The organism is Streptomyces sp. SCUT-3, assembly GCF_014083985.1.
In the GTDB taxonomy this organism is placed as follows: Bacteria; Actinomycetota; Actinomycetes; order Streptomycetales; family Streptomycetaceae; genus Streptomyces_H; species Streptomyces_H thermolineatus.
Genome location: NZ_CP046907.1, coordinates 5844342 through 5856507 on the forward strand (window position 1 = coordinate 5844342; position 12166 = coordinate 5856507).

The 12166-nt window shown below is 74.9% G+C and carries 10 protein-coding genes; 9 read left to right on the forward strand and 1 reads right to left on the reverse strand.

The genetic code is table 11. The features are described from left to right. Positions 1-505: 505 nt before the first annotated feature. From GQS52_RS25825 to GQS52_RS25840, 4 genes are all read left to right on the forward strand, one after another. Entirely contained in the window at positions 506-3343 is a 2838-nt protein-coding gene (locus tag GQS52_RS25825; protein ID WP_182316737.1) for a cation-transporting P-type ATPase, read from the forward strand. Then, on the forward strand, positions 3340-3999 hold the full coding sequence (locus GQS52_RS25830; RefSeq protein ID WP_182315959.1) for a TrkA family potassium uptake protein: 660 nt from the start codon (positions 3340-3342) through the stop codon (positions 3997-3999). Before GQS52_RS25825 ends, GQS52_RS25830 begins: the two co-directional genes overlap by 4 nt. Beyond that, positions 3996-4652 (forward strand): TrkA family potassium uptake protein, encoded by a 657-nt coding sequence (locus GQS52_RS25835; protein WP_182315960.1) that lies wholly within the window; start codon positions 3996-3998, stop codon positions 4650-4652. The genes GQS52_RS25830 and GQS52_RS25835 overlap by 4 nt, the downstream gene beginning before the upstream one ends. A gap of 192 nt (positions 4653-4844) precedes the next feature. Next, complete coding sequence (locus GQS52_RS25840) at positions 4845-5741, forward strand: IclR family transcriptional regulator (RefSeq protein WP_182315961.1); 897 nt, start codon at positions 4845-4847, stop codon at positions 5739-5741. Positions 5742-5793: 52 nt separating this feature from the next. Here GQS52_RS25840 and GQS52_RS25845 read toward each other — a convergent pair whose 3' ends face one another. Beyond that, complete coding sequence (locus GQS52_RS25845; protein ID WP_259370986.1) at positions 5794-6363, reverse strand: flavin reductase family protein; 570 nt, start codon at positions 6361-6363, stop codon at positions 5794-5796. Positions 6364-6648: 285 nt separating this feature from the next. Between GQS52_RS25845 and GQS52_RS25850 the strand changes: the two genes are divergently transcribed. From GQS52_RS25850 to GQS52_RS25870, 5 genes are all read left to right on the forward strand, one after another. Then, positions 6649-7524 (forward strand): alpha/beta fold hydrolase, encoded by an 876-nt coding sequence (locus GQS52_RS25850; protein WP_182315962.1) that lies wholly within the window; start codon positions 6649-6651, stop codon positions 7522-7524. 3 nt (positions 7525-7527) lie between these two features. Further along, complete coding sequence (locus GQS52_RS25855; RefSeq protein WP_182315963.1) at positions 7528-9225, forward strand: FAD-binding protein; 1698 nt, start codon at positions 7528-7530, stop codon at positions 9223-9225. A gap of 17 nt (positions 9226-9242) precedes the next feature. Next, the gene (locus GQS52_RS25860) at positions 9243-10292 is read left to right on the forward strand and encodes a ferredoxin--NADP reductase (protein WP_182315964.1); all 1050 of its coding nucleotides are present in this window, start codon (positions 9243-9245) and stop codon (positions 10290-10292) included. A 153-nt stretch (positions 10293-10445) separates the two neighbouring features. Continuing rightward, positions 10446-11231 (forward strand): 2-keto-4-pentenoate hydratase, encoded by a 786-nt coding sequence (locus tag GQS52_RS25865; protein WP_182315965.1) that lies wholly within the window; start codon positions 10446-10448, stop codon positions 11229-11231. A gap of 11 nt (positions 11232-11242) precedes the next feature. Next, positions 11243-12145: an acetaldehyde dehydrogenase (acetylating) gene (locus GQS52_RS25870; RefSeq protein ID WP_182315966.1), complete on the forward strand. Its 903-nt coding sequence runs from the start codon at positions 11243-11245 to the stop codon at positions 12143-12145. The last annotated feature ends 21 nt before the right edge of the window (positions 12146-12166 follow it).

Consider the following 12166-nt stretch of genomic DNA (forward strand, 5'->3'; position numbering starts at 1 on the left):
GCCCGGCGTCACCGGACGCGGCCCCTGCCACCACGCGTACCCGCGGGCCGGTAGGTACGCACGGCCGCAGGCCGGGACGAGGGAACGGCCGCGGGCCGGGGCCGGCAGGGCGACGGGCGCGGGCCGCACACCGGGGCCGGCGGGGGGTGCGGCGGGGGCCAGGCGGGGCCGCGGCGGGCCCCGCTGCCGTTGCGGCCACGGGCGGGGCCTCGCACGATGAAGGCATGAGCACCGCCCGCCCCCCGGGGCGTTCCGCCTCCCGGCAGGCGGGAGCGCCGTGCGCGGCCGGAGCGCCGCAGCCGGACGGCGCCCGGACGCCTGCACCGCAGGCCGCCCCCCGAGTCCCCCGCACCCCCCGCACCCCGCGCCACGGACGCGGAACGGCCCCCGGCCACGGGGCCGCCGGCCCGCGGACGGCCACCGTCCGCGGCGTCCGTAACGTCCGCGGCGTCCGCGACATCCGTAACGTCCGCGAGCGCGGGGCGCGGGAGGCCGGGGGCGAGTGATGGGCTCCCTGGACCCGGTGGGGGCCACGGACGTCGAATCCCCCGCAACGGCCGCAGCCGCACCGCCCGGCCCGGCGGACAGACCCGCCGGGCCGGGCGGCCCGGCGGTTCAGAGCCTGCCCCCGCAGGAGGTCTTCGCGGCGCTGGGCACCTCCCCGCGCGGGCTCGCGCCCGAACGGGCGGCGGAGCTGCGCGGGCTCCACGGCACCAACGAACTGCCCCGCGCGGGCCGGCGCGGCGCCTGGCGGATGCTGGCGTCGCAGTTCACCGACCTGTTCGCGGTCGTGCTGCTGATCGCCTCGGGCATCACCTTCCTGGCGTACACCCTGGAGGAACCCCGGACCACGGGCACCCTGTACCTGGCGATCTCGATCCTGTGCGTGGTCGCCCTCAACGCGGTCATCGGCTTCGCTCAGGAGTACTCCGCCGAACGCACCGCCGAGGCGCTGCAGGCGATGGTGCCCCACACCTGCCGGGTCCTGCGCGGCGGGACGCCGGCGGAGCTGCCGGTTTGGGAGCTGGTGCCGGGGGACGTCGTCATGCTGGAGGCCGGCGACGCGGTGCCGGCGGACTGCCGCCTGGTCGAGGCGCACGACGTCGCGGTGAACAACGCGGCGCTGACCGGGGAGAGCGACGCCGTGGCCCGCATCGCCGAACCGGTGGCGGCCGGGCCGCCCCTGGAGGCGCGCAACCTCGTCTTCATGGGGACCGACGCCGTGGCCGGCTCCGGCAGGGCGGTCGTCCTCACCACCGGCCAGGCCACCGAGTTCGGCCGCATCTTCCGCCTCACCGCCGCGGCCCCGCGGCAGAAGACGCCCCTGCAGCGCGAGGTCGCCTCGATGGCCCGCCGGGTCTCGGGCGCGGCCCTGGCGATCGGCGCGGTCATGTTCGCGCTGCGCACGGCCGGCGGGCAGCCGCTCGTGCCCTCGTTCGTCTTCGCCCTCGGGGTGATGGTCGCGCTCGTGCCCGAGGGGCTGCCGGCCACCCTGTCGGTGTCGCTGGCCATCGGGGTGCGGCGCATGGCCCGGCACAACGCCCTGATCAAACGGCTGGTGGCGGTGGAGGCCCTCGGCTCCACCACCGTGGTGTGCACGGACAAGACCGGCACGCTCACCCAGGCGGAGATGACCGTCGTGAACCTGTGGGCGGACGGCTCCCGGCACGCCGTCACTGGCGTGGGATACGCCCCGGTCGGGGCGGTGGAGGACCCCGGGCCGGTGCTGGGGCTGCTGAGGGCCGCCGGCCTGTGCAACAACGCCCGGACGGTTCCGCCGAACGGCCGCAACGGGTGGCGTGTGCTCGGCGACACCACCGAGGGCGCGCTGCTGGTCGCCGCGGAGAAGGCCGGGATCGACACGGCGGCCGCTCAGGCCGCCGCCCCGCGCACGGCGGAGTTCCCGTTCGACTCCGACCGCAAGCTGATGAGCACCGTGCACGAGACCCCCGACGGCCACCTGGCCTGCGTCAAGGGGGCGCCGCAGGAACTGCTGGACCGCTGCGACCGGATCCACCGGGGCGGCGGGCCCCGGCCGCTGACCGGGGAGCAGCGCGCGGAGGTCCTCGCCGCGGGCGACGCCATGGCCGCGCAGGGGCTGCGCGTGCTGGCGGTGGCGCAGCGCAGCGTCGGCACGGCCCGGCCCGCGCAGCAGGAGGCGGAGTCCGGCCTGGTCCTGCTGGGCCTGGCGGGCATGCTCGACCCCCCGCGGCCGGAGGTCGTCGCGTCCGTCGACGCCTGCCGCCGGGCCGGCATCCGCATCGTCATGGTCACCGGCGACCACCCGCTGACCGCCGAGGCCATCGCCCGCCGGGTGGGCATCGTGCGCCGCCCCGACCCGCTCGTGGTCACCGGCGCGCAGATCGACGCCCTGGACGAGCACGGGATGGACACCCTCCTCGCCCGCCCCGGCGAACTCCTGCTGTGCCGGGTCAGCCCCGAGCACAAGATGCGCACCGTGGCCGCCCTGCAGCGGCGCGGCGAGGTCGTCGCCGTCACCGGCGACGGCGCCAACGACGCTCCCGCGCTCAAGCACGCCGACATCGGGGTCGCCATGGGGGTGACCGGCACCGACGTCGCCCGCGAGGCCGCGGACATGGTGCTGCTGGACGACTCCTTCGCCTCCATCGCCCGCGCAGTCGAGCAGGGACGGGCGGTCTACCGCAACATCCGCAAGTTCCTCGTCTACGTCTTCACCTCCAACGTCGGCGAACTCGTCCCCATCCTGGCCGCCACGTTCACCGGGTTCCCCCTGGTGCCCATCAACGCCGTGCAGGTCCTCGCGGTCGACCTGGGCTCCGACGTCCTGCCCGCCCTGGCCCTGGGCGCCGAGCGCCCCGAGCCCGACGTCATGGACCGCCCGCCCCGCCCCCGCGGCGAGCGGCTGTTCTCCTGGGAGGTCGTGCGGCGCATCCTGTTCCTCGGCGCCTTCCAGTCCCTGGGGGCGTGCGCCGTCTTCTTCTGGTACGTCAACGGCTCCGGGATCCCGTACGCCGACTTCACCGCGGACAGCCCGGTCTACCGCGAGGCGATCACCATGACCCACGCCGGGATCGTGCTCAGCCAGTTCTTCGCCTCCCTGGCCGTGCGCACCGACCGCGAGAGCGTCCTCCGGGTCGGCCTGCTGTCCAACCGCCGCCTGCTGGCCGCCGGGTTCCTGAGCATCGCCTTCATGGCCGCCGTCAGCTACCTGCCCGTGCTGCAGACGGTGTTCAACACCGCGCCGCTGGACGCGGTCCACTGGGCGGTCCTGGCCGCCTTCGGCGCCCTGCTGCTGGCTGCCGACGAGACCCGCAAGTGGGCCCTGCGCCACCGCGCCGCGCGGAAGGAGGCCGGACGGTGAGGGTGATCGTCGTCGGCTGCGGACAGGTGGGCTCCGCCCTCGCCGTCCGGCTGGCCGCCGAGGGCCACGACGTGCACGTCGTCGACCGCAGCCCCAAGGCCCGCCGGCTCCTCCCCGAGGCCTTCACCGGCCGCTTCCACGACGGCAACGGCTTCGACCGCACCGTCCTGGAGGGCGCCGGGATCGCCCGCGCCGACGCCCTCGTCGCGGTCACCTCGCGGGACAACAGCAACATCGTCACCGCCCGCACCGCCAAGGAGACCTACCGGGTCCCGATCGTCCTCTCCCGGGTCCACGACCCCCGCCGCGCCGACCTCTCCCACGAACTGGGCATCCCCACGATCGCCGAGGCCCACTGGGTGGTGCAGCAGCTGCACCGCATGCTGCTGCACCGCCACCTCGCGCCCGAACTCAGCTTCGGCAGCGGGGAGACCCTCCTGGTCCGCTCCCGGCTGCCCGCCCACCTGAGCGGCCGGCGGCTGTTCGACCTCGACGTGGACGGCGAGATCCGCGTCGTCGAGGCCACCCGCTCCGGCCGGTCCTTCCTGCCCGCCCGCACCACCGCGGCGGAACCGGGGGACCTGGTCACCTTCGCCGTCGCGGCCACCGCCCTGCAGCGGTTGCGCGGCTTCCTCGACAAGGAGCTCGGCACGTGAGAGTCGTCGTCGCCGGGGCCGGACGCCTCGGCAGCCAGACCGCCCGGGCCCTCGCTGCCGCGCACAACGACGTCACCCTCGTCGACATCGACGACGACCGCCTCGCCGCGCTCGCGGACCGCTTCCCGGCCCGCCTGGTGGCCGGGGACGCCGGCGACCCCGCCCTGCTCGAACGCGCCGGCGCGTACACCGCCGACCTGCTGATCGCCACCACCGGCAACGACGACGACAACCTCGTCATCAGTCTGCTGGCCAAACGCCGCTTCGCCGTCCCCCGGGTCGCGGCCCGGGTCAACGACACCGAGAACACCTGGCTGTTCGACCACCGGTGGGGCGTCGACACCGCCGTCCCCACCGCGGCCCCGCTGATCTCCCTCATCGAGGAGGCCACCGAGGCCGCCGACACCGTCGCCCTGCTGCGCCTGAGCAGGGCGGGCGTCACCGTGATCGAGACCGCCATCACCGCGCACTCGCGCACCGCCGGCCGGCCCCTCGCCGAGGTCCGCCTGCCGTCCGGGACCGTCGTCGCCACCGTCGTCCGCGGCGGCCGCCCCACCGTGCCCGACCCGCGGCTGCGCCTGGCCCCCGGCGACGAACTCCTCCTGGTCTCCCACTCCGCCACCGAGGACGAGGTCCGCGCCGCCTTCCAGTAGCCGCGTGCCGGCCCGCGGGCGGTCCCGGGCCGGCAGCGGCCCCCGGGGGAGGGACGGCGGGGCGCCGGGTGTCCCGCTGAACGGGCCGTGCAGACCTCTTCCGTCCCCGGGGAGCGCCTGCTACGTTTCAAACCAGAATTCATTTCATTTTTGCGAGCTTCTGCCGCCCTGGCGATGGATCCGGAGGCCCCGATGACACTCGTCGACTCGACCCAGCCCGTGACCGGAACGCCCGAAAAGGGCCCCCTCCCGCTGTCCATGGTCGAGCGCATGACGCTGATCATCGACGCCTTCGAACGCCGGTCCTCGCGGCTGACGCTGGAGGAGGTGGCGTGCCGCACCGGGCTGCCCCGGTCGACCGCGCACCGCATCCTGGACCAGCTCGTGCGCTGCCAGTGGCTGAACCACACCCCGTACGGGTACGGGCTGGGACGCCGGGTGCTGGGACCGGAGGGGCAGGACGGCCTGCAGACGGAGATCCGCACCGCGGCCGCCCCGCTGCTGCACGAACTCCACCTGCGCACCAACATGGTGGTGCACCTGGCGGTGCTGGACGGCGCCGAGGTGGTCTACCTGGACAAGGTGGGGGGCCGGTTCGCCAGCGGACTGCCGTCCCGGGTCGGCGGACGGGCCCTCGCCCACGCCACCGGCGTGGGCAAGGCGATCCTGGCCCGGCTGGAGCCGGAGCGCGTGGACGAGCTGCTGCCGGCCCGGCTGCCCCGGAGCACCGGCCGCACCATCGGCGACCTGGCCACCCTGCGGCAGGAACTGGACCGCATCCGGCGGCGGCACGGACTGGCCTTCGAACGCGGCGAGGCGTCCGCCGGAGTGGCCTGCGTGGCGGCGGCACTGCGCGGGCCGGAGGGGCCGGTGGCGGCCCTGTCGCTGTGCGGGGACGAGCGGACGGCCCCCCTGGAGCGGGTCGCGCCACTGGTGGTCGACGCCGCCCGGGAGGCGTCCCGGATCCTCTTCCCCGACGCGGGGACGGCCCGCCGGCCCCGCAGGGCGCCGCAGCCGCCGGGGCGCACCTGGTCCCCCGAGACCATGGTGCGACTGGTCTCCGCCGGCCACGACGACACGTGGATGTGACCGCCGCGGACGCACCCGGGACCCGCGCCGGCCGCGCCCCGCGCGGCGGCGCTCAGCCCCAGTGGTCGCCCCAGCCCCAGGACGGCGGCGGCAGCGTGCCGGCGTCGGGCTCGTCCAGGCCGAAGCGGCCCCGGTAGAACAGCATGGGCCGCCCGTCGCCGTCGGCCTCCAGCTCCAGCACCCTGCCGATCACCACGTCGTGGTCGCCGGCCGTGTGCACCGTCTCCACCTGCGCGTGCACCCGCATCAGCACCTCGCGCAGGGACGGCGTCCCCCAGCGCGACACGTCCCACTCCAGCCCCTCGTACTTCAGGCCCCGGCCGGAGCCGAACCGCGCGCAGACGTCGCCCTGGTGCTCGGCGAGCACGTTGACGCAGAAGCGCCCCGCGGCGCGGATCCGCGGCCAGGCCCGTCCCCGGTGGTCGGCGCAGAACAGCACCAGCGGCGGGTCCAGCGAGACCGACGCGAACGACTGGCAGGCGAACCCGACCGGCCCGTCCCCGTCAGCCCCCGTCACCACCGTGACGCCGGTGGCGAACCTCCCCATGACCGCACGCATCCGCGCGGGAGTGGGGATGCGGGGGTCCGCGGACTCCACCAGGGAGAGCGCATCGGTCGACATGCGGGTCCACCTCCGATCGCGGCCGCCGGCGGGCGCCGGCGGCGTCGTCCCACGAACGTAGGGCCCGGGGCGACGGCCGCCCCCGGGGCGGTCCCGTTCAGTGGAAGCGTGTTCAGTTCCGGGAGCGGGCCGGCCGCCCCGCCCCGCGGCCGCCCCGCCCGGTCCCGCTGATCGGGACGGCACCCGCGGCGCCCGCCGGGCCGGGGCTAGCGTCCCGGCACCGGCCGCGCACCGCACCCCGCGCACCGGCCCCTCCCGACCGTGCTTCCCCGACCGAGGCGGACGATGACGACTGACCCGAGCCACCAGGACACCCTCCGCGAGCTGGCCACGGACCGCGGCGTCCTGCGGTACCACGAGGCCGGCCAGGGCCCGCCGCTGCTGCTGCTGCACGGCTCCGGCCCCGGCGTCACCGGCTGGCGCAACTACCGCGGCAACCTGCCCGCCCTCGCCGAGCACTTCCGCTGCCTGGTGCTGGAGTTCCCCGGCTTCGGGGTCAGCGACCCCGTGGACGGCCACCCGATGGCGACGGCGCTGGACTCCGCGGTCCGCTTCCTCGACGGGCTGGGCCTGGACCGGGTGCGGGTGATCGGCAACTCGATGGGCGGCATCGTCGCCACCCGGCTGGCGATCGAGCACCCCGGGCGCGTGGAGCGGCTGGTCACCATCGGCGGCATGGGCAAGAACCTGTGGAGCACGGACACCTCCGAGGGCATCAACCTGCTGATGGAGTTCACCGAGAACCCCACCCGCGAGGCCCTGGTCCGCTGGCTGCGCTCCATGGTCCACGACCCGGCCCTGGTCACCGAGGAACTGATCGAGGAACGCTGGGCCCAGGCCACCGAGCCGGCCACGCTCGCCGCCGCCCGCAGGATGTACGGCAGGGCCGCGTTCGCCGCCCGCGCCGCCGCGGCGCGCACCTCCGACGCCACCCCCTACTGGGCGGAGCTCCACAGGGTGAAGGCCCCCACCCTGCTCACCTGGGGCCGCGACGACCGGGTCAGCCCGGTCGACATGTCCGTCCTGCCGATGCGCACCCTCCCCAAGGGCGAACTGCACGTCTTTCCCGACTGCGGGCACTGGGTCATGATCGAACAGAAGGCCGCCTTCGAAAGCGCCGTGCTCGCGTTCCTCACCCGCACCGACGAGAACGGGCACTGAACGATGAACCGGCCACCGAACCGAACCACCGGGCAGTCCCCGAACCGGGACTGGGACCACGAGGTCGACTTCCTGATCGTCGGCAGCGGCGGCGGGGGGATGGCCGCCGCCCTCAGCGCCGCCGACGCCGGACTGGACACCCTGATCGTCGAGAAGGGCCGCAAGTTCGGCGGCTCCACCGCGATCTCCGGCGGCGGTATCTGGATCCCGAACAACCCCACCCTGCGCCGCGCGGGCGCCGGCGACGACCCCGACTCCGTCCTGCGCTACCTGCGCGCCATCACCGCGGGCGAGGTGCCCGAGGCACGGCTCCGGGCCTTCGTCCACCAGGGCCCGGTGCTGATGGACATGCTCGACCGCAGCAGGCACCTGAAGTTCTTCTGGGTCAAGGGGTACGCCGACTACCACCCCGAGGAGGAGGGCGGCCGGCCCCTGGGCCGCACCGTCGAGGCGCGCCCCTTCAACACCCGCAGGCTGCGCGAGGACGAGGCCTTCCAGCGGCCCAACACCATGAAGGGCCCCCTGGGCCTGTGGGTGACCGCCAAGGACTACCACGACCTGGCCATGGTCAAGCGCACCTGGAGGGGCCGCCGCGCCTCCCTGGTCGCCGCCTGGCGGGTCTCCTCCAACCTGGTCGCCCGCCGCCACATGGCCACCGGCGGACGCGCCCTGGTGGCCCGGCTGCGGATGGCGCTCAAGGACGCCGGCGTACCCCTGTGGCTGAAGTCCCCCATGCGCGAACTGGTCCAGGACGCCTCCGGGGCGGTCACCGGCGCCGTCGTCGAACGAGATGGCCGCACCGTGCGGATCGGCGCCCGCCGCGGCGTGCTCCTGGCCACCGGAGGCTTCGACCACAACCAGCGGATGCGCGACGCCCACCTGCCCGAGGGCGGCACGGAGGACATCAGCGCCGGCGCCCGGGAGATCACCGGCGACGGCATCCTGGCCGGGCAGGCGGCCGGCGCCGCACTGGACCTGATGGACGACGCCTGGTGGATGCCCTCGGTCAGGCACCCGGCCGGCGCGGTGATCCCCCTGGTCTCCGAGCGCTGCATCCCCCCGTCGGTGATCGTCTCCGCCCGGGGCGAGCGGTTCACCAACGAGTCGGCGCCCTACGTCAACTTCGTCCACGACCAGCTCGCCGGCGGCCACGTCCCCGCCTGGTTCGTCATGGACGCCAAGGCCCGCTCCCGCTACCCGTTCGCCCAGGTCCTGCCCGGCGCGCCGTTCCCCGCCGCGTTCTACGACAAGGGCATCGTGCACCGGGCCGACACCCTCGCCGGGCTCGCCGACGCCATCTGCGTCCCCGCGGACGCCCTGCAGCGCACCGTGGAGCGGTTCAACGGCTTCGCCCGCGCCGGCCGGGACGAGGACTTCGGCCGCGGCGACAGCGCCTACGACCGCTACTACGGCGACCCCACCCTGAAGAACCCCAACCTGGACGAGATCACCAGGGCGCCCTTCTACGCCGTCCGCATCGAGGCCGGCGACCTGGGCACCAAGGGCGGCCTGGTGTGCGACGAGCACAGCCGGGTGCTGCGCCCCGACGGCAGCACCGTCCCCGGCCTGTACGCCACCGGCAACACCTCCGCCTCGGTGATGGGCCGCGAGTACGCCGGGGCCGGCGCCACCATCGGCCCGTCGATGGTCTTCGGCCACATCGCGGCCCGGCACGCCGCAGGCCTCCCGCACCCGCAGTGAGCTCAGGAGTACTCCCCATGCCCCACCCCCACGCGCTGCGCGTCCGGGTCGCCGAGGTGATCGCCGAGACCGCCGACGCCCGCTCGCTGGTCCTGCAGCCCGTCGACCCGGCCGACGCCGGCCGCCTCGTCCACCGCCCCGGCCAGTTCCTCACCCTGAGGGTGCCGACCCCCGACGGCGGCCGCACCGCCCGCTGCTACTCGCTGGCCAGCTCCCCGGAGGCCGGCGAACCGCCGAAGGTCACCGTCAAACGGGTCGCCGGCGGGATCGGCTCCAACTGGATCTGCGACGAGGTCGGGGAGGGGACGGAACTGGAGGTGCTGCGCCCCGGCGGCACCTTCACCCCCGCCTCCCTCGACGACGACCTGCTCCTCTTCGCCGGCGGCAGCGGCATCACCCCGGTGATGTCCATCCTCAAGTCGGTGCTGCACGCCGGCACCGGACGGGTGGCGCTGGTGTACGCCAACCGCGACGAGCGCTCGGTGATCTTCCGCGACGAACTGGCCGCCCTGACGGCCCGCGACCCCGACCGGCTCCACGTCGTCCACCTGCTGGAGTCCGTCCAGGGACTGCCCACCCCGGCCGTACTGCGCGCCCTGGCCGCACCCCTGACCGACCGCCGGGCGTTCGTGTGCGGCCCGGGCCCCTTCATGGACGCGGTCTCCGGCGTGCTCGCCGGACTGGGCGTGCCGGCCGGCCGGGTGCACGTCGAGAAGTACGCCTCCCTGACCGGGGACCCCTTCGCCGAACCGGAACCGTCCCCGGCCGGCCCGGCCGGGGACGCGGGCCCGGCCGGCACCGTCGAGGTGACCCTCGACGGCGGGACCACCACGGTGGACTGGCCGGCCGGCGCCACCCTGCTGGACACCCTGCTGGCCGCCGGCCTGGAGGCGCCGTACTCCTGCCGCGAGGGCGCCTGCAGCGCCTGCGCCTGCCGGGTGCTCTCCGGCGAGGTGGACATGGCCCGCAACGAGGTCCTGGAGAAGGAGGACCTCGACGACGGCTACGTCCTCGCCTGCCAGGCCACCGCCCGCACCCCGCGGGTCACCGTCAGCTACGACGAGTAGCCGCGCCCTGCCGCGTCCCGCGGGCACTCCCGCTGAGCGGGAACGGCACCGCCGCACCCCCGCCCGCACTGACAGCTTTGCACCGCACCCGGTGCGCACCGCGCCCGGCGCGCACCGCACCCGAAGAACACGGACCGAGCCCAGGAGGGCCAGATGCTGGACCCCGCGCAGCGCGCCGCAGCAGCCGAGCTGCTGTGGCACGCCGAGCAGGACCGCACCCCGGTGGACCCGCTGACCGACGCCTTCCCCGGCATCGACGTGACGGACGCCTACGAGATCCAGCTGGCCAACATCCGCCGCCGGGTCGCCGCCGGGGCGACGGTCCGGGGCCACAAGGTGGGCCTGTCCTCGGAGGCCATGCAGCAGATGATGGGCGTGGACGAGCCCGACTACGGCCACCTGCTCTCCGACATGGTCCTCGACCAGGACACCCCGGTGGACACCTCCCGCTACCTCCGGCCCCGGATCGAGGTGGAGATCGGCTTCGTCCTCGGCGAGTCCCTCCCCGGCGAGGGCTGCACCGAGGCCGACGTCCTGGCCGCCACCGAGTACGTCGTCCCCTCGATCGAGCTGATCGACAGCCGCATCAGGGACTGGCGGATCCGGCTGGCCGACACCGTCGCCGACAACGCCTCCTCCGCCGGAGTGGTGCTGGGCTCCGCACAGGTGCCGGCGGCCGACCTGGACGTCGCCGACATCGAGGCGGTGCTGTACCGGGGCGCGCAGGAGGTCGCCCGCGGCAACACCGGCGCAGTGCTGGGCAACCCCGTCACCGCCGTCGCCTGGCTGGCCCGCAAGGTCGCCTCCTTCGGCGTCCGGCTCGAGGCCGGGCACCTCGTCCTGCCGGGGTCGTGCACCCGGGCGTTCGACGTCCGCCCCGGCGACGACTTCCGCGCCGAGTTCGCCGGACTCGGCCCCGTTTCCGTCCGATTCACGTGAGGCGAGAACCAGTGACCAAGGCCAGTGCCGCCATCGTCGGTCCGGGGAACATCGGAACCGACCTGATGTACAAACTGCTCCGCTCCGACGCCATCGAGCCGCGCTGGATGATCGGCGTGGACCCGGACAGCCCCGGGCTCAAGCGCGCCGCCGACCACGGCCTGACCGCCAGCGCCGAAGGCGTGGACTGGCTGCTGTCCCGGGACGAGCTCCCCGACATCGTCTTCGAGGCCACCTCGGCGTACGTGCACCGGGCCAACGCCCCCCGCTACGCCGAACTCGGCATCCAGACGGTCGACCTGACCCCCGCCGCGATCGGCCCCGCCGTGGTGCCGGCCGTCAACCTGGGCGAGCACCTGGACACGCCCAACGTCTCCCTGATCACCTGCGGCGGCCAGGCCACCATCCCGATCGTGCACGCCGTCTCCCGCGTGGTGGACGTCGACTACGCCGAGATCGTCGCCAGCGTCGCCTCCCCGTCGGCCGGCCCCGGCACCCGCAACAACATCGACGAGTTCACCATCGCCACCAGCCGCGGCATCGAGCGGATCGGCGGCGCCCGCAAGGGCAAGGCCATCATCATCCTCAACCCGGCCGAACCGCCGATGCTGATGCAGGACACGATCTTCTGCGCCGTCCCCGCCGACGCCGACCGGGACGCGATCACCGCCTCCGTCCACCGCACGGTCGCCGAGGTGGCCTCCTACGTGCCCGGCTACCGGCTGCGCGCCGAGCCGCAGTTCGACGACCCCGCCCCGGGCAGCGGCGGGCGGGCCAGGGTCGCGGTGTTCGTCGAGGTCGAGGGCGCCGGCGACTTCCTGCCGCCGTACTCCGGGAACCTCGACATCATGACCGCCGCCGCGACCAGGGTCGGCGAGGGCTTCGCCCGGAAGATCACCGCCGCGCGGGCCTGACCCCGCCACCCCTCGCCAACC